Annotated in this window: 15 protein-coding genes; 6 read left to right on the top strand and 9 right to left on the bottom strand. The window is 60.9% G+C overall.

Annotation, left to right across the window (positions count from 1 at the left end; all coding sequences use genetic code 11):
• Window positions 1-108 precede the first annotated feature (108 nt).
• On the top strand, window positions 109-2,445 hold the full coding sequence (locus tag BLU46_RS10970) for a putative bifunctional diguanylate cyclase/phosphodiesterase (RefSeq protein WP_063033036.1): 2,337 nt from the start codon (window positions 109-111) through the stop codon (window positions 2,443-2,445).
• Window positions 2,446-2,506: 61 nt separating this feature from the next.
• Here BLU46_RS10970 and BLU46_RS10965 read toward each other — a convergent pair whose 3' ends face one another.
• Window positions 2,507-4,924, bottom strand: coding sequence for a glucose/quinate/shikimate family membrane-bound PQQ-dependent dehydrogenase (locus BLU46_RS10965; RefSeq protein ID WP_093201507.1), 2,418 nt, complete (start codon window positions 4,922-4,924; stop codon window positions 2,507-2,509).
• A gap of 101 nt (window positions 4,925-5,025) precedes the next feature.
• Window positions 5,026-6,363, bottom strand: coding sequence for a carbohydrate porin (locus BLU46_RS10960; RefSeq protein ID WP_093201502.1), 1,338 nt, complete (start codon window positions 6,361-6,363; stop codon window positions 5,026-5,028).
• A gap of 293 nt (window positions 6,364-6,656) precedes the next feature.
• Here BLU46_RS10960 and BLU46_RS10955 point away from each other — a divergent pair, with 293 nt between their 5' ends.
• The gene (locus tag BLU46_RS10955) at window positions 6,657-6,926 is read left to right on the top strand and encodes a hypothetical protein (protein WP_017476093.1); all 270 of its coding nucleotides are present in this window, start codon (window positions 6,657-6,659) and stop codon (window positions 6,924-6,926) included.
• Window positions 6,916-7,299, top strand: coding sequence for a DUF1640 domain-containing protein (locus tag BLU46_RS10950; RefSeq protein ID WP_093201498.1), 384 nt, complete (start codon window positions 6,916-6,918; stop codon window positions 7,297-7,299). Before BLU46_RS10955 ends, BLU46_RS10950 begins: the two co-directional genes overlap by 11 nt.
• 44 nt (window positions 7,300-7,343) lie before the next feature.
• On the opposite strand, the gene BLU46_RS10945 is transcribed toward BLU46_RS10950, so the two are convergent.
• Window positions 7,344-8,594, bottom strand: a complete 1,251-nt coding sequence (locus BLU46_RS10945; RefSeq protein ID WP_093201493.1) for a 2-aminoadipate transaminase — start codon at window positions 8,592-8,594, stop codon at window positions 7,344-7,346.
• An 89-nt stretch (window positions 8,595-8,683) separates the two neighbouring features.
• Window positions 8,684-9,550 (bottom strand): LysR substrate-binding domain-containing protein, encoded by an 867-nt coding sequence (locus tag BLU46_RS10940; RefSeq protein ID WP_207198318.1) that lies wholly within the window; start codon window positions 9,548-9,550, stop codon window positions 8,684-8,686.
• A gap of 194 nt (window positions 9,551-9,744) precedes the next feature.
• Here BLU46_RS10940 and BLU46_RS10935 point away from each other — a divergent pair, with 194 nt between their 5' ends.
• The gene (locus BLU46_RS10935; protein WP_063033031.1) at window positions 9,745-10,773 is read left to right on the top strand and encodes an amino acid ABC transporter substrate-binding protein; all 1,029 of its coding nucleotides are present in this window, start codon (window positions 9,745-9,747) and stop codon (window positions 10,771-10,773) included.
• 5 nt (window positions 10,774-10,778) lie between these two features.
• On the opposite strand, the gene BLU46_RS10930 is transcribed toward BLU46_RS10935, so the two are convergent.
• The 5 genes from BLU46_RS10930 to BLU46_RS10910 all read right to left on the bottom strand — a co-directional run bounded on the left by BLU46_RS10930 (window position 10,779) and on the right by BLU46_RS10910 (window position 15,340).
• On the bottom strand, window positions 10,779-11,792 hold the full coding sequence (locus BLU46_RS10930) for a sensor domain-containing diguanylate cyclase (RefSeq protein WP_093201488.1): 1,014 nt from the start codon (window positions 11,790-11,792) through the stop codon (window positions 10,779-10,781).
• Between the two features lie 139 nt (window positions 11,793-11,931).
• On the bottom strand, window positions 11,932-13,851 hold the full coding sequence (locus BLU46_RS10925; protein WP_093201483.1) for an alkaline phosphatase D family protein: 1,920 nt from the start codon (window positions 13,849-13,851) through the stop codon (window positions 11,932-11,934).
• A 113-nt stretch (window positions 13,852-13,964) separates the two neighbouring features.
• A complete protein-coding gene (locus BLU46_RS10920) occupies window positions 13,965-14,171 on the bottom strand; it encodes a hypothetical protein (protein ID WP_093201480.1) in 207 nt (68 codons plus the stop codon).
• Between the two features lie 112 nt (window positions 14,172-14,283).
• A complete protein-coding gene (locus BLU46_RS10915; protein WP_093201476.1) occupies window positions 14,284-14,562 on the bottom strand; it encodes a hypothetical protein in 279 nt (92 codons plus the stop codon).
• Window positions 14,552-15,340 (bottom strand): MlaA family lipoprotein, encoded by a 789-nt coding sequence (locus BLU46_RS10910; protein WP_093201471.1) that lies wholly within the window; start codon window positions 15,338-15,340, stop codon window positions 14,552-14,554. The genes BLU46_RS10915 and BLU46_RS10910 overlap by 11 nt, the downstream gene beginning before the upstream one ends.
• A 164-nt stretch (window positions 15,341-15,504) precedes the next feature.
• Between BLU46_RS10910 and BLU46_RS10905 the strand changes: the two genes are divergently transcribed.
• Together BLU46_RS10905 and BLU46_RS10900 are read left to right on the top strand one after the other, a co-directional pair.
• The gene (locus BLU46_RS10905; protein WP_023659139.1) at window positions 15,505-16,215 is read left to right on the top strand and encodes a response regulator; all 711 of its coding nucleotides are present in this window, start codon (window positions 15,505-15,507) and stop codon (window positions 16,213-16,215) included.
• Window positions 16,212-17,531 carry a sensor histidine kinase gene (locus BLU46_RS10900; protein ID WP_063033025.1) on the top strand — a complete coding sequence of 440 codons (1,320 nt, stop codon included), beginning with the start codon at window positions 16,212-16,214 and terminating at the stop codon, window positions 17,529-17,531. Before BLU46_RS10905 ends, BLU46_RS10900 begins: the two co-directional genes overlap by 4 nt.
• Window positions 17,532-17,619: the final 88 nt, after the last annotated feature.

Genomic DNA, 17,619 nt, shown 5'->3' with positions numbered 1-17,619 from the left:
CCTTTTAAAAAGGACGTTTATTTGACGCCGGTTCAGCTGTCGCGAGGGACGCGTATGACGAAGGGACATTTCGGCTGGAGGGGACAGGCGCTGCCAGAGGGCAACAAAATGAGGTGGCGCCATACATTTCAAACCCGGATCGCCGGGGTGCTGGCGCTGCTGTTACTGGTGGTGGTGGCTGCGGTGTACTTCGCCGTGAAGACCGCGACCAATAGCGCCGTGGAAAACCAGGCCCAGGTGCAATTGGAAACCGGCAGCCAAGTGTTCGAGCGCTTGCTCGACCTGCGTGGCCGGCGTCTGCAATACGGTTTGAACTGGCTCACGGCAGACCTGCCCTTCCGCCAGTCTGTCGCCGAGGGCGAGCCCGCCGAGATTCTCGCTGCCCTGCGCCGGCATGGCACCGGCCTGACGTCCAGTGAAGTGTTTGTGCTGGGCCTCGACGGCAACGTGATGGTCAGCACGTTACAGGCGTTGACCCCCGGCCAGGCCTTTCCCTACAACGACGCCTTGCGCCAGGCCCGGCGCAGCGGCCTGCAAATGTTGATCGTGGCCCTGGATGGCCGGCCTTTTCTGCTGGTACAGCAGGAAGTCGTCGACCCCACACCGATTGCCCTTGTTGTCATGGGCTTGCCTATGGACGAAATCTTCGCCAGTGAATTGCGCTCCATGAGCAACCTGGAAGTGTCGTTCCTCAGTGTGCAGCACGGCCAGCCTGGCGAATTGTTCAGCACTCAGCCCGAGGCATTCCAGACATCAATTACCAGCGACTTGCAGGCTCCGTACATCAATCCTGAGGCGCAACTGAACCTGTTTCACGGCCAGCGTTATCTCAGCCAGGTGTTGCCTTTGGGCAACACCGCAGAGGGCGGTGAGGTGCGGGTGCTGCTGCAAAGTCCTCTGGACCACGCCCTTGAATCCTTCGCGCCGCTGGATCGGCAATTTCTCGCGATCGCCCTGGTGGTGCTGCTGGTGTCGTTGGCGGGCGCTTTGTTTTTGGCGCGGAGAGTTTCGCGTCCACTCAATGCGCTGGTGCAGGCGGCCGAGCGTATCGGTGCCGGCGACTACCGGACGCCGGTGCGGGTGCGCAGCCATGATGAGTTCGGCCTGTTGGCCGAGGCCTTCAACGCCATGCAAACCGGGATCGCGGTGCGCGAGCGGCAACTGGCCCACAACGCGCTGCACGACCCGCTTACCGGCCTGCCCAACCGGGCGCTGGCCATGGAACGCCTCGGCAGTGCCATCAGCGCCGGTCGGCCCGTGGTGTTGCTGTATCTGGGGATTGAGAACTACCGCGTGATTAACGAAGGCTACGGCCCGGAAGGCGTGGAAGAAATGCTCCGCGAAGCCAGCCGCTGCCTGCTGTCGAGCCTCTCGGCCAGTGACACCGCTGCGCGCATCACCGGCAGCGAGTTTTTGCTGTTGCTGGAAAACACCGAGATTGACCGCGTCGTGGCCCTGGCTGACCGCTTGTATGGGCTGCTGACCGAGCCCCAGCGCATTGGCGGTGATGAACTGCGCCATGAAGTGAGCATCGGCATCGCCGCGTACCCGGCCGACGGCCAGCAGGTTGAAGAGCTGATCAGCCGCGCCGCCATTGCCCGTCACGATGCGGCAGCGTTCCCGGGTTATTTACAGATTTACCAACAGGACCGCGACCTCGCTCACCAACGGCAGATCAGCCTGATCCGTGACCTGCGCCGGGCACCGGCGGAGGGCGAGTTGTACCTGTGTTATCAGCCCAAGCTCGACTTGCACCATGGGCATGTGAGCCAGGCCGAAGCGCTGTTGCGCTGGCAACATCCGACCCTCGGGCTGGTATCGCCCGCCGAGTTCATTCCCTTGGCCGAGCGCACCGGCAGCATGGGCAACCTTACCCACTGGGTGATCGAAGAAGCCATTCGTCAATTGGCCGAGTGGGAGGTGCGCGGGTTGCAGGTGCAGTTGTCGGTGAACATCTCGGTGGATGACCTGGCCGATGACAGCCTGGCCCTGCGGGTGACCGAGCTGTTGGCGCACTATGGCGTATCGGCCCGGCGATTGATCTTCGAAATCACCGAAAGCGCGATCATGCACAACCCGGTTCAGGCCCTCAGCGTGCTGGAGCAACTGCGCGGTTGTGGCATCAGCCTGTCGGTGGACGACTTCGGCACCGGCTATTCATCCCTGGCGCAACTGCAACGCCTGCCGGTGCAGGAGCTGAAGATCGATCAGTCATTCATACGCAATCTCGACAGTACCTCCGGCGACGGCGTGATCGTGCGCTCGACCATCGAAATGAGTCACAACCTGGGGCTCAAGGTGGTGGCTGAAGGCGTGGAGTTCGAGCCCAGCCTCAAGCTGCTCAAGCTCTGGAAGTGCGACACGGCCCAAGGCTATTTGATCAGCCGGCCCTTGAACGCCATGGCTTTCGAAATGTGGATGCGCCGCGAACGTGTGCCGGTGTGAAACGCACAAAAAAAGGCGGCTACCCATAAGGTAGCCGCCTTGTTATTACCACCGGTGTTACTTAATCCGGCAGTTTAAACGCCATCACATAGTCGCCCTGCTTGGTGCCCAGGGAACCATGACCGCCGGCCATGACCAGCACGTACTGCTTGCCGTCCTTGCCGGTGTAGGTCATCGGTGTGGTTTGCGCGCCTGCTGGCAGGCGGCCTTCCCACAGTTGCTTGCCGTTTTTCACGTCATAGGCACGCAGGTACTGGTCAAGGGTACCGCTGAGGAAGGACACGCCACCGGCAGTGGTGAAGGTCCCGCCCAGGCTTGGTACGCCCATGGTCAGTGGAATCGGGACCGGCGAGCTGTCACGCACGGTGCCGTTCTTGTGCATCCAGATGGTCTGGTGGTTGGTCAGGTCGACCGCGGCCACATAACCCCACGCCGGCGCCTGGCACGGCAGGCCCAGTGGCGACAGCATGGCTTCGAGGATCACGCCGTACGGCGCGCCTTTGTTCGGCTGCACGCCTTCGGTTTCGCTGACCCGTGGGCCTTGCTTGGCGATGTCGGCGGCCGGGATCAGTTTCGATTTGAACGCCATGTAGCTCGGGTTCACGAAGGCAATCTGGCGCACCGGGTCGACGGAAATGCCGCCCCAGTCGAACACGCCAAAGTTACCCGGGTAAACGATCGAGCCTTGCAGCGATGGCGGGGTGAACGGACCGTCGTAGCGCATGGATTTGAAGTCAATCCGGCACAGCATCTGGTCGAACGGCGTCACGCCCCACATGTCACGCTCCTTGAGGGGCGGTGGCATGAAGTTCAGGTCGGATTTCGGTTGGGTCGGTGCGGTGTGATCGCCGGCCACTGCGCCTTGCGGTACAGGGATTTCATTGATCGGCACCACGGGCTGACCGTTGGTGCGGTCCAGGGTGTAGATGCTGCCTTGCTTGGTCGACGCCATTACCGCTTTTTTCACGCCGTCAGCGGTCTTGATGTCGATCAGCGAAGGCTGGCCGCCCACGTCCATGTCCCACAGATCATGGTGAGTGAACTGGAAGGTCCATTTCACGTGGCCGCTATCGATGTCCAGGGCAGTCAGGCCGGCGCTGTACTTCTCGGAATCCGGAGTCCGGTCGCCGCCGTACTGGTCGGGCATCTGGTTACCCATCGGCAGGTAGAGCATGCCGAGTTTTTCGTCCACCGCGAACATCGACCACATGTTTGGCGAGTTGCGGGTGTAGGTCTTGCCCTCGGCCAACGGGGTAGTGTCGTCCGGGTTGCCGCTGTCCCAGTTCCACACCAGCTTGCCGGTGTGCACGTCGAACGCGCGGATCACGCCGCTAGGCTCGTCGGTGGAGACGTTGTCGGTCACGTGACCGCCGATCACTACCAGGTTCTTGGTAACAGCCGGTGGCGAGGTGGAGTAGTAACCGCCTGGGGCGAAGGTGCCGATGTTGGCACGCAGGTCGACCTGGCCCTTGTCACCGAAGTCTTCGCACATCTTGCCGGTGTCGGCGTTCAGGGCGATCAGACGGGTGTCGGCGGTAGGTACGAAGATGCGTTTCGGGCAGGCATTCGGCGCGGCGGCCGGGCTGGCGCTGCCAGTCGGGCTTTGCTCGGAGGCATACACGGCGTCATCGTGATACGACACGCCACGGCAGGTCATGTGCGCCCAACCTTTGAAGTTTGCAGCGCCTTCGGTGCTGATCTTCGGGTCGAAACGCCAGATTTCCTTGCCGGTGTCTGGATCCAGGGCAATGACCTGGCTGTGAGGCGTGCACACGTAGAGCATGCCGTTGACTTTCAGCGGGGTGTTTTCCGCGGTGGTTTCACCGGGATCGCCTGGGCCAGGGATGTCGCCAGTACGGAACGTCCAGGCTGGCACCAGCTTGTGGGCGTTTTCCGGAGTGATCTGCGCGAGTGGCGAGTAACGATCACCGAAGGCCGAGCGGCCATAGGAGTTCCAGTCACCATCGGCCTGAGCTGGCGCGGCGCTGGCCATGCCTGGCACCGCATCGCGGTCCAGTTGGCCTTTCTTGACCATGGCACCCGGGTCGGTGAATTGGCTGGCCAAGGCGGCGGCACCGGCCAGTACGACGGCGACGCTCAGGGCGCCAGTGCCTAGCGGCGAGGCTTGGCCACGCAGCAATGGACGGCGGAACCATGGGAGCAGCATGACGATGCCGAGGGCGAACAGCAGGGCCAGGCGCGGCACCAACTGCCACCAGTCCAGGCCGACTTCCCACAGCGCCCAGACGGTGCTGGCAAACAGCACCAGTGCGTACAAGCCCAGCGCCGCGCGGCGTGCTGCCAGCAGCAACAGACCGGTGACGGTGATGCCGAGACCGGCCAGCAGGTAATACAGCGACCCGCCGAGCATGCTCAGCTTGATCCCCCCGGCCAACAAGGCCAGGCCCATTATCAGCAGCAAGATCCCCAGTAGCCTGGGCAGCAGGCGACTTGGACTTGAAGCACCATCAGTGCTCATAGTGTGGTTCTCCGTTACGTTTTGAATTGGTTGCGCACAGTTCACTGTAGATGACGTTCCGGCGCAGGCATGGTTCAGGGCAAATTAGGTTTATTCAGAAATCAGAAGGAACTTTGCAGCTTGATCCCGCCAATCAGCGCGTCATCCACCTGGGCAACGGCCCCGGGGTGACGGATGTATTGCAGGTTCGGGCGTATCGTCAGCCAGTTGGTGACGTGCACGCCGTAATAGAGTTCGGCGCTGTATTCGGTGTGTTGCAGGGGCAGGTAGGCCGGGTCATCGAAGTCGAAGACGGCGCGGGCCTGGTTCGTCGCCTCGGCGTTTTTGCGATAGGCCGGGTTGACGTGCACCCGGGCGACGGCAAAGCCGATATCGTCCTTGGCGCGGGCATCGAACAGGCCCTTGTAGACCACACCCGCCTGCACGTAGTTATCCACAGCGTTGGTTTTCTTGTCGTGCATCGTGCCGTTGGCGAACACGCTCAAGCCTCGCGAATGGTCGCTGGCCAGGCTGGTGACTTGCTGCTGCACCCCCAGCCACACCCCGTGTTTACTGGAGGCGCTGCGATAGGCTTCGCCGCTGAGGGCTGCCGGCTGGTCGTTGCGGTCTTTATAGACGTCGCTGGCTTTGGCGCTGCTGTAGTAGTAACCGGCGCGGTATTCGCCGGGCAGACCGTTCAGGGTGGGCGTCCACACCAGTTCCACCGGGAGCAGGGTTCCTTGGGTGCCGCTGCCACTGAGCTTGAAGCCATTGCCGCGATCCAGGTTGGACGGATTCTGTTCATAGGCGCCGACCTGAGCGTACAACTCAGGCGTCAGGTGATACTTGATCCGCAACGCCCACTGGCTCACCGGCCAGTTGTACCAGATGCTGCCCACCCAGTTGCCGACCTGGGAGCCGCAGAACGCGAGGTTCTGGAAGTCGCAGGGGAAGCTGTTGAAATCTTCGCCTTCGCCAAAACGCCCGGCCTTGATGTCGAGTTTCTGGTCGAAGAACTTCTGCTGATACCACATCTGCGTCAGGCGCCAGGTCTGGCCACGGCCCCAGACTTCCTGGGACGAGGTGAACCCGCCCACACGCTGATCGTTAACGCGGTCGTTAGTGATGTTGTTGCCGCTGCGCTCGGTCACCGTCAACTGGAACTCCGCGTCATGCCAGCCGAGGATCTTCTGCAAATCCAGGTGCGTACCCAGGCCGAACTGATCGCTGTAGCGCGCGGTGCGGTCGTGGTCTGAGCCGCCGTGCAGGTTACTGCCCATCTCGCCGGTGTAGTCGAACTTGAAGTCGTAGCCTTGTTGAGACAGCGCTGTCCGAGTGCCGCCGAAATCGCCCAGCATCCACGGTGATTCAGCGTCAAAGGCAGGGCCGGCCTGGGCACAGTTGAACAGGCCGAACGGTAGCAGCGCAGCGCACAGGCGCAGGTTTGAGAAAGCAGGCATAGGCAAAATGGAGTCTTAATATTTATGGTTTTGAAACGCCAACAGCGGCCTGGCGCGTTCGCGCAAAGGCGTTGAACACGGGCGGTCGATGGTCTGATGGAATGATGAAACGTTTCACTTTGTTACTGACAAGGATAAAGCGCTGGCGAGGGGAGAGAAAGGGCTAAACGGAAGATGGATTCTTTCGGATTTGGTAATAGTGGGTTGGGTCGTCGGATTTGGTAGCAAACTGTTCATTGGTTTGCGTTTGAAGGCGTGGTTTTCTGCGTCACCAAAATGGATGGAGGGGCGACATGGACGGCGACGACATGGTGGGTGAGGCAGAGGCCGTAACGGCCCGGGAATTAGTCATTATTCTTGGCCAGTATCACAGTGCAATTGCGAGACTCGGCTCCGGCATCATCAGCCTGGCCGGCGTGCTCAGACGTAGTGAAGACGCCGATGTAAAACAGGCAGCAGATGAAGCATGGGCGAAGCTGAATGAGTTTATCGACTGCATGGAGGGTGTAGCTGATGGATTGAATGCTTTGACCCAGAAGAAGGAGGCCGGAAATGGCGAATGACCTCAAAGATAATGTGAGCTATCTTCGCCAGGAGTACCGTCAAGGTTCGTCATCAGGCTGCGACCGCAAAGGCGGCGCAGGCGGTGGGGGCAACGGAGGAGAAAACGATTTGGAAAAGCGTATTTCGCAAGTTGAGGCAAGGCTGGAGCGCGTCGAGACGAAGCTGGATGGCATGCAAGAGCACATGACTACCAAGTCCGATCTGATGCAGACCAAAATCGACCTGCTTGAAGCGACCTCTAGATTGGATCTTTCAATCGCCAATTTCAGAACGGATATGCAATCGTTGGAAACCCGGCTGTTGAAATGGTTTGTCGGAACGGCTGGAGCCTTGTCTGCCATCGCATTTGGCGTCGCCCGACTCGTTCACTGACGCTTTCCGTTCGAAGCCCGGCTCCCTGCCGGGCTTTCTGGCTTTTAAGCCAACTTCGCCAAACATCCCTCAAGAATATCCAGCCCTTCCTCCAGCACCGCCGCCTCAATCGTCAACGGCGCCAGCAGGCGGATGATGTGCCGTGATTTACCGCTGGGCATCAGCAGCAAACCCGCCTCGCGGGCCAGGGCCAGCAGTTGGGTCAGCTGTTGTGATGCCGGGCTGCCGTCGGCATTGGCCAGTTCGATACCACGCATGGCGCCCACGCCGGTCAAGCGGCCGAGGTACGGCGAGAGCTTTTTCGAATGCCATGATTCATAGCGGCTGACGATGGCTTCCTCCTGCTGCGTGCCCCAACTTTTCAGGTGTTCATCAGTCATTTCACCCAGGGTCGCCAACGCCGCCGCGCAAGCAATCGGGTTGCCGGAATAGGTGCCGCCCAGGCCGCCTTTGGGCAGGTTGTCGAGCAACGTTTTGCGACCGACTACTGCGCCGAGCGGCACACCGCCGGCGATGCTTTTGCCCAGCAGAATCAGGTCCGGCTCGATCCCCAGGCGTGAGAACGCGAAGCGCTGGCCGGTACGGCCGAAGCCGGACTGAATTTCATCGGCAATCAACAGGATATTTTTCTCGTCGCAAAAGCGGCGCAGGGCCTGGGCGAATTCCATGTCCAGGGTCAGGAACCCCCCTTCGCCCTGCACCGGCTCGATGATGAAACAGGCCACGTCGTCGACGTCGATTTCCACGCTGAACAGGCGGTCCATTGCCTTCAGCGCTTCGCCGCAGGTCACGCCGTTGTCGCGACTGGGGAAGGGCAGGTGGAACACCGGCCCCGGCAGTACGCCGACTTTTTGTTTGTACGGCGCGACCTTGCCATTGAGGTTCAAGGTGGCCAGGGTGCGTCCGTGAAACGCCCCGTCAAAGGCAATGACCGCGGTGCGACCCGTCGCGCCGCGGACGATTTTCAAGGCGTTTTCCGCCGCTTCCGCGCCACTGTTGGTGAGCATTCCACTGACCGGGTAGTCCACCGGAATGAACGCGGTGAGGCGGTCCATCAGTTCGATGTAGGGCGCGTGAGGCGCGGCGTTAAAGGCGTAGTGGGTGAGTTTGGTCGCCTGCTCGCGAATCGCCTCGACCACACGCGGATGGCAATGACCCAGGTTGAGCACGCCGATGCCGCCGACAAAGTCGATGTAGCGCTTGCCCGTGGTGTCCCAGACTTCGGCGTTCTTGCCGTGGCTGAGGCTGATGGGGTGGACGATGGAAATCGACTGGCTGATGGTTTCGCGGCTCATGGATCCGGGACTCAAGAATGGGATGCGTCCTTTTATCTAAGCCGTGAGCCGCCTTGTCCCGCAAACGAAATAAAGTCGCCGGGTCATTATTAAAAGTCGGGATGTGCTGTGAGGTACTCCACCATCCAGCTCAAAAAGGCCTTCACTTTCGGAATCTCCCCGGCATGTTCGGCATGGGCGATAAAGTGCGCGCCGGCGCTGGGCATCGTGTAATCCCAGGGGATCATCAGGCTGCCGTTCGCCAATTCCTCGGCCACCAGATACTGCGGCACCAACGCCACACCGTACCCCGATTGGGCTGCGCGAATGCACATGTAGAACGTGTCGAAGCGCGGCCCGTGGTAGCTGTTTTGCGAGTGCAGGCCTTGTTCCAGAAACCACTCGTGCCAGGCTTCCGGACGCGAGGTGCATTGCAGCAACGTGTGACGGGACGAGGCGTCGCTGCCAGCGGCAACAAACCCGGGGGCGCAGACCGGCACCACGGCTTCGCGAAACAGCTCGATGCAGGTCGCTCCCGGCCACGATCCCTGGCCGAAGAAAAACGCGATATCCGCCTTGGCCTGCAACACGTCGAACGGCTCCAGTTCGTTGCGCACGTCCAGGTGGATATTGGGATGGCGCGCGGCAAAATCCTTGAGCTTGGGCACCAGCCAGCGGTCACCGAAGGTCGGCTGTGTGGCAATGCGCAGCACTTCGGTTTCGCCACCGTAGGTCAGGATGTAGCGGCTGGAAATATCCACCTGGTTGAGGATCTTGCGTACTTCCTCCAGGTACAGCGAGCCTGCCGGCGACAGGTACAAACGCTGGCGCACCCGCTGGAACAGCGGGTGACAGAGCATCTCTTCCAGCTGCGCCACTTGCTTGCTCACCGCACTCTGGGTCAGGTGCAGCTCTTCGGCGGCGCGGGTGAAGCTCAAGTGGCGGGCGGCGGCTTCGAAGCACTGCAGGGCGGTCATCGAAGGGGTCAAGCGTTTTGAGATCACGGAATCGCAGATCCTTTCAAATAGCCGAGTTCATTCCAAATCGGAAGGAGCCTAAGCCTAAACGTCGTTTGTGGCCAAGGTGTAAAGCCGTTGATACTGACCGGCAACACTATAAACGGCGCGGGTTTGTGGCGCCGAATAATAAAGACCGACAGGGAGCGCCTTGCATGAAGCACATCAAATCCACGTTGGCGGCATTCACCGCCGCCGCAGTATTGGGCTTGGCCGGCAGCGCGCACGCGGGGGCGACCCTGGATGCGATCCAGAAAAAGGGGTTTATCCAGTGTGGGGTCAGCGATGGGTTGCCGGGTTTCGGCGTGCCGGACGCCAACGGCAAGATGACCGGCATTGATGTGGATGTGTGCCACGCCGTCGCCGCCGCGCTGTTTGGTGATGCGTCGAAAGTGAAGTTCAGCCAGTTGACCGCCAAGGAGCGCTTCACTGCGTTGCAGTCCGGCGAGATCGATCTGATTTCCCGCAACACCACTTGGACCAGTTCCCGTGATGCGGGCATGGGCATGGTGTTCACCGGCGTGACCTACTACGACGGCATCGGGTTCCTGGTGAACACCAAGCTCGGCGTGAAGAGCGCCAAGGACCTGGACGGCGCGACCATCTGCATCCAGGCCGGCACCACCACCGAGCTGAACGTCTCGGACTACTTCCGCTCCAACGGCTTGAAGTACACGCCGATCACCTTCGACACCGCCGACGAAAGCGCCAAGGGCCTCGAAGCCGGCCGTTGCGACGTGCTGACCACTGACCAGTCGGGCCTGTATGCCCAGCGAATCAAGATGGCTCACCCGGATGAGTTCGTGGTGTTGCCGGAAGTGATTTCCAAGGAACCGCTGGGCCCGTTGGTGCGCAAGGGCGATGACGAGTGGTTCAGCATCGTCAAGTGGACCCTGTTCGCCATGCTCAATGCCGAGGAAATGGGCATCACCTCGCAGAACGTCGAAGAGCAAGCCAAGTCCAGCAAGAACCCGGACGTTGCCCGCCTGCTGGGGGCCGACGGTGACTACGGCAAGGACCTGAAACTGCGCAAGGATTGGGTGGTGCAGATCGTCAAGCAAGTGGGCAATTATAGCGAAGTGTTCGAGCGCAACATCGGCCAGGGCAGTGTGCTGAAGATCAAGCGTGGCCTGAATGCGCTGTGGAGCAATGGCGGCATCCAGTACGCGCCGCCGGTTCGCTGAAGGTTTTACTCAGACACGGTGTCCTTGCCCGCCGCCTTGGAGCGATACAACGCCTGATCGGCCCTGGCCATCAGGCTTGTGGGTGATTCACCAATGCTTCGCTCCACCACGCCCAGGCTCAGCGTTACCTTGAAGTTGCCCACGGCGGGCAGCTTCTTGAGCGCACCGCGCATCTGCTCGGCCAATTTCCGCGCGGTTTCCAACGTGCTTTTGGGCACGATCACCATGAACTCATCACCGCCCCAGCGGGCCAGCAAGTCGCCGTGGCGCAAGCAGGCTTCCAGACGTTGCACCACATGCACCAGGGTTTCATCACCGACGGCATGGCCGTGTTGGTCGTTGATCGGCTTGAAGTCATCAATGTCCATGGCAATCAGCGACAGCGGCAGGCGAAAGCGTTGGGCGCGATCGCATTCTTCCAGCAAGACCCGCTCCAGCCGGTAACGATTGGCCACGCGGGTCAACGCGTCACGTTCGGCCAGGGAGCGATTCTCATCCAGTTGCAACTGCAGTTGTTGATTGACCCGCGACAGCTCGCGGGTGCGTTCGGCCACCAGGGCTTCCAGGGATTGATTGCGTCGTTCCAGCTGTTCGATGGACTGTTTGCGTGCCTGAATGCTGCGGTGGGCACCGACCATGCGCGCCACTGAACCGTCGTCGTTACGTGCGATCACGTAGCCACGGTCTTCGATCCACAGGTAGGAGCCGTCTTTCTTGCGGCAGCGGTATTCGGCTTGATAGTGAGTGGTGCGACGGTTGATGTAGTTATCGAACAGCACCATCACCTGAGGGTAGTCATCCGGATGAATCACGTTTTCCCAGGTGAATACGCTGTTTTCCAGGGAGTGATGGGCGTACCCGAGCATTTCGTACCAGCCGGGGTTGCGGTAGACGAAACCGGTGTTGGCGTTCCAGTCCCAGATCCCGTCGCTGACCAGCTCCATGATGGCGTGCAGCATGTCGGCGTTGAGGTCGGTAAAGTCGCTCCTTGAGGGTTCTTGGCCGGATGTATCGTCCATTGCGCGCTCCTTGCGTGGGCTGGCTCTCATGGCCAGTTACTGTTGACGCCGATACTCCGTGGCTGGCGGTACTGTACAACGGCGCTTTGGCGCTTAGAAAGGGGTGCTTTGGTCTAGCTGGGGTTGTGGCCTAGGGCCACTATTTATTGAGCGTCAGCCTTTGATTGGGCGCCACCATCCTCGTTTTGGGCGCCCCATTGGCATTGTGCTGATAGATCGCCTCAGGCTGCCCTTGCTGGTTAAAAAACACCTGGCCGATCCCGGCAGAGTTCCACAGCCGCTCGCCCGCCTCGGCGTGTTCCGGAATATGCGGCACAACCTGCATGGGCCTGCGTCGGGTCAGCCAGTTCAGCGGCGAGCGAGGCGAGTAGAGCCAGCGATTGAGGCGGTCGAACCATTCCAGCAACCGCGGTGGGAATTCATTCTTGATGCCGCTGCTGGTGATCTGCCAGATCTTCGGGCCCGCATTGCGGTGGCGGATCAGTACTTCGTAGACGAACGAGTAGTGCACGTCTCCGGACAGGATCACGTAGTTGCCCGGGGTGCGGGAATGGCGAAAGATGTTGAGGATCACCTGCGCTGCACCGCGATGGGCCATCCAGTTTTCCGCGTCCACCAGCAGCGGGTAGCCGCACCAACTGAAGGCCTTCTGCACGGTCTCGATCAGCTTGACGCCAAAGATGGGCGCGGGTGAAACGATGATCGCCGAAGGGTGATCCAGCAGTTCCTGTTGCAGTTCGCTTAAAGCTTCCCAGTCCAGCAGGCCCGACGGTTGCTTGAGGTTGAACTCACTGCGCCAGCGCCGGGTGCGAGTGTCGAGTACTACCAGCGCAGGCGTGGTGGGCAGCACGTAGTGCCATTGCTGGAACGTTAACAGTTCGTCTACCAGCTCATCCTGAGCGACCGCATCCAGGTAGTTGCCATGGGCTTGGGTGGTCAGGGCCAGGGTTTTGCCTAGCACTGTGTCAAACGCATCCGGGTTATTGCCCCAGCCCTGGCATAGCATGTAAGCCAGCAGCGCGTTGCCGATGATGCGCTTGGAGAACGGGTGGCCGTAGGCCGTTTCTTCCCATTGGGCGCTGAGGTTCCAGTCGTCGGTGATGTCGTGATCATCGAAGATCATCAGGCACGAAAGGTGGGCGAATACCCTGGCCACGCCACCCAGGCCGTCCCGAAACTTGTCGATCTGCACTTGCTCGTGGGCGTAGCGTACGTGCCCTTCGGCGCGCAGTTGAGGCGCTTGCGGGTTGATCAGGCCCCACGGCACGGGCGACCAGGCGAGCAAGTACATTGCCATGACTTCGGCGAAGGTCACCAGGTGGTTATCGGCGCTGCTGCTGGTAAAAATCGGCTTCTTCACGCCGCCAAAAAAACGCTCACGCAAGGTCTCGTTGCTCTCCAGGGCGGGCAACAGATCGGCTCGATGGTAGTAGCTGGCGGCATGCTCATAGAGTGCTGCGCTGTTGTCGACGACGGCACCGTCGAGGTGTTCGTCGAACAGGCCGAGGCGTGTGATCAGCGCATGAATGGCTCGCAGCATTGGCCCTGCGACATCGTCGGCATAGACCTGGTCGCCGCTCATCATCAACAGGGCCGGGCGTTCTTCGACAGTGGTCGACTCGGCCAACAGCCGGTCAACACATAGCAAACCTTCATCGGCGCGGTGGTGAGGCTTACGGCATGAGCCGTGTACCAATTGGTGGATATGGCTGTGCAGGACGAAGTTGGGGCCTGAGGCACCCGGGTAGAGCAGGTGGGGCGCCCACTCTGCGATGCCGGCCCCGTTTACCAGCAGGTCGTAGCCGATGCTCACGTCCTGAGGCAGTGCCTCGGCCAGTGGCACGTCGATCAGGTGGATAAAGGCCTGGCGCCCGACGGGCACGACCTGGCAGCGGCTGGCGTCCAGTTCGATATCCAGCGTCTCGCCCTGGGCGACTTGCAGTCTCAGGGTCAATGCCAGGGCACGACTTCCTACCAGCCACATCACGAGGCGCTGGGGCTCCAGGCGTCGTAGCAGCGGGCCAGCAAGTACGGCAGGAAGGTGGGCGGGTTGTAGCATGAAGGCCACGGCTCATTACAGGTTGGGGGCAAAGGGTAACGCAATGGATGTCAGTGTTTTGTCAAGGCATGAACCCAGTGAGAGGGCAGCGCTGCTGCCCTCCAGTTGGAGAGTCAGGGCAGGCGGCCGCCGCCGAGGTTGTCCAGGCCGCCGGAGTTTTTACGACCCCGGTCGTTGGACGAGGCGCCGTTGTAGTCAAGGGTATCCCTCGCTTCGGCGAACGGTTCAAGGCTTCGCTTGTTTCGTACCGGCGCAGGTTGTTCAGTGGGGACCGAGGGGGTGGGCAATTGTGCATAGGAGCTGTTCATAGCATCGATCATGGCGATGTTCCTTTTTAAAAGAGAGGCTGTCTGCATTGATAGCCAGCGCTATCAAGGAGAGCGAGAAATTACGCATCCCCTGGTTGCCTCGCTATAAACGTCTCGCGTCAAATTATGACGTTGTCAGGTCCACCTTCTTATGGGGTTCATGGGTCGTGACGGATGCTTCTCCCGACGTCATCAGCCAGCGCATTACATCGGCCAGTGCCACGCTGTGTTGGCGCTCGACCCATCGCACACCCTGCGGGCTGTACTGTTCAACATAGCGACTGAGGATCAGCCGATTCTGGTCGCCAGAGAGATGCAAGCGCGTTTCCCGGCAGAGCAGGGCGTTGGCGCCGCGTCTGCGGACCTGATGTTGCAGAATCAGGGAGCTTGAATCAGAAATCATCGCCCGCTCCCTTTGCGCAATCATCGGCCCGGGGCGACGTCGCCCCCTGCTTGCCCTCCAGCACAAAGGCCGCGCGGTGTTCGGCCACCACGTTACGCAAGGCGCTGTAGTAGTCCGGCAACTTTTGCAGGCTGTCGGTCAGCGGCAGCAACGACGCGCGCGTATCCACCGTACCGCCTACCAGGCTGATGGTGTCCAGGGTTTGTACGGTATCGCTGTCGCCCAGCGGCGCCACCAGGAAGTTCAAGACCTTGCCCGCCGCATCGCGGCTGTTGCCGGTGCCCAGCAAAGGCAGTTCCACGATCGGGCCGTTGCCAATCCCCCACACGCCAAAGGTCTGGCCGAAGTCGGCGGTGTGACGGGGAATGCCCAGCGGGTCCGACACATCAATCAACCCGACGATTCCCACGGTGGTGTTCACCGCAAAGCGTCCCAGCGTGTTGACCGAGCGCCGAGGGTTGCCTTGCAGCAGGTCGTTGATAAATACCTTGGGTTCGCTGAAGTTGCTGGCGAAGTTATGCACACCCTGCTGGAAAAAATCCGGCAGGTATCGGTAGCCGCGGGCTACAGGCGCCAGGGCATAGTCGTCCACCGCGCGGTTGAAGGCGAAGACGCCCCGGTTGACCGGCTCGGCGGGGTCATACACCGGGTAGGAAACCTGTGCGCAGCGTGTGGTACTCGCCAGGTTGGCCGGGCTTGCGCAGCCCGTCAGGTAAGACACGGTCAGCAACAGCACGGCCTGGCGAGCCAGGTGCTGGGGGTACGTCAGCGAACGCATAAGCACAGTCTCCGGAAAAAGGAGACCGATGCTGGCATTCGAGGCTTGCGCAAAGATGTCTGCTTTATTGCGCCGTTGACGCTTTATTGCACGATTGAAATATATGACGGGCCGCCTCGAATGGTTTTAGATGGCGCATCCACAAGACCAAGTGATGCCCACCGGTGAGCCATCTTTTAATCGTGGACGATGACCTTGAGGTCCTCGCCCTGCTGAAGAAATTTTTTCTGCAACATGGCTACACGGTCGAGACCGCCGCCAATGGCGCCGAGCTGTGGGCGGCCATGGAGCGTACGCCTGCCGACCTGATCATCCTCGACCTGATGCTGCCGGGGGATAACGGCCTGTTGCTGTGCCAGCGCCTGCGCCAGCAATACGCAACACCAGTGATCATGCTGACCGCCATGGGCGAACTGAGTGATCGCGTGGTGGGCCTGGAAATGGGCGCCGATGACTACCTGAGCAAACCTTTCGATGCCCGTGAATTACTTGCCCGGGTGCGCGCCGTACTGCGTCGGGCGGGTGAAAACCGACCGACGTTGGGCGACGTGTCGCGCCCGCTGATTCGTTTCGCCGGCTGGCAACTGGACCTGACGCGCCGTGAGTTGCGCTCGCCGGACCAGGTGATGATCCCGTTGTCGTCCGGGGAGTTCGACCTGCTGCTGGTGTTCGTCGAACACCCGCAGCGCGTGCTCACCCGCGAGCAATTGCTGAACCTGGCGCGGGGCCATAGCCATGACGCGTTCGACCGCAGCATCGACGTGCAGGTCAGCCGCCTGCGACGCAAGCTGGAGTTCGACACCAAGCGCCCGGCGATGATTCGTACCGTGCGTAACGGTGGTTACCAGTTCACCGTCGCGGTGACCCGCTCATGAGCCGCTTCAAACCCCGGGACACCGTGGCCCGCTGGATTGCCCTGACCATCCTGATTGCGATGCTCACGGCGCTGGCCTTCAACGCCTTGTTCGTGCAACTGGCCGGCGTTTGGGCCAGGCCGCCGTTGAGTGAAACGGGCCTGTTGGAAAAGGTCGCGGTGATCGTACGGATGATCGAAGCCGCGGAGCCTTCCCAGCGCCCACCACTGACACAGGCGGTGGGTGACGACAGTTTCAACGTGAGTTGGTCGGCCACCCGCGCAGGTATTGATGTGCCGATTCTGGAAGACCCGGTTTTTCATTCCGATCAGCTGTTTAAACAGCTACTCAAGGGGCCGGAACGGCGAATGGAGGTCTATGAGCCATCTGATTGGCCAGGCCCCGGCGGGCACTATGTGCTGATGGTGCAGCTGGTTGATCAATCGTGGCTGGTATTCAGCGCGCCGTCCCGCAGTTGGGGCCTGGCGGAGGGCCCGCGCAGCCTGGTGGTGCTGATGCTGGTGCTGATTTCCACCGCGTTGGTCACGCTGATTGCCACCCGGCGTCTGGCCCGGCCATTACAGCATTTCACCCAGGGCGTGCGCCGTTTCGGCGCCGACTTTCGTGCGCCGCCCGTTGAGCCGGTCGGCCCCCACGAAATTCGCCAGGCGATCCTCGCGTTCAACGGCATGCAGGCGCAGTTGCAGCACTTCATCCAGGACCGCACCCAGATGCTCGCCGCGATTTCCCATGACCTGCGGGCGCCGCTGACCCGCCTGCGCCTGCGGGGTGAATTTATCGAGGATGCCGACCAGCAGCACCGCCTGTTCCGGGATGTCGACGAGATGCAGGCGATGATCAACACCGCGCTGGAATTCTTTCGCGACGATGCGCGTCTGGAACAGGCCACCCAACTGGACCTCGCTGAGTTGCTGCAAACGCTGATTGACGATTACCGCGACCAGTCCATCGACATCACCTTCAATGGCCCGCCACGGCTGGTGTATTTCGGTCGCCCGCTGGGGCTCAAGCGAGTGATGACCAACCTGATGGACAATGCGATCCACTACGGGCGGGCGCCGGAAATCGAACTGCAACAGAGTCCGGGCGTGGTGACGATACGGGTACTGGACCGTGGCCCGGGCATCCCGCAGGAGCAGCATGAGCAGGTGTTCCTGCCGTTCTTTCGGCTGGAAGGCTCACGCAATAAAAGTACCGGCGGGGTCGGTTTGGGGCTCTCCACGGCACGGGCGATTGTCTTGGAACACGGTGGAACGCTGACGTTGGAGAATCGCCCGTGTGGCGGGTTGGCCGCCGTGGTGGTGTTGCCGGTTTAGGAAGGCTTAAACCCTCACGGCAAATTGCCTTTTCCCAGATCAGTCAGATTACCGCTATTCGACTGAAAACTTTGCTGGCTGGAGCTGC

The organism is Pseudomonas yamanorum (genome assembly GCF_900105735.1).
GTDB lineage: Bacteria > Pseudomonadota > Gammaproteobacteria > Pseudomonadales > Pseudomonadaceae > Aquipseudomonas > Aquipseudomonas yamanorum.
The sequence above is the reverse complement of the archived record's forward strand: the minus strand, read 5'-3'. Positions and strand labels throughout refer to the sequence as shown.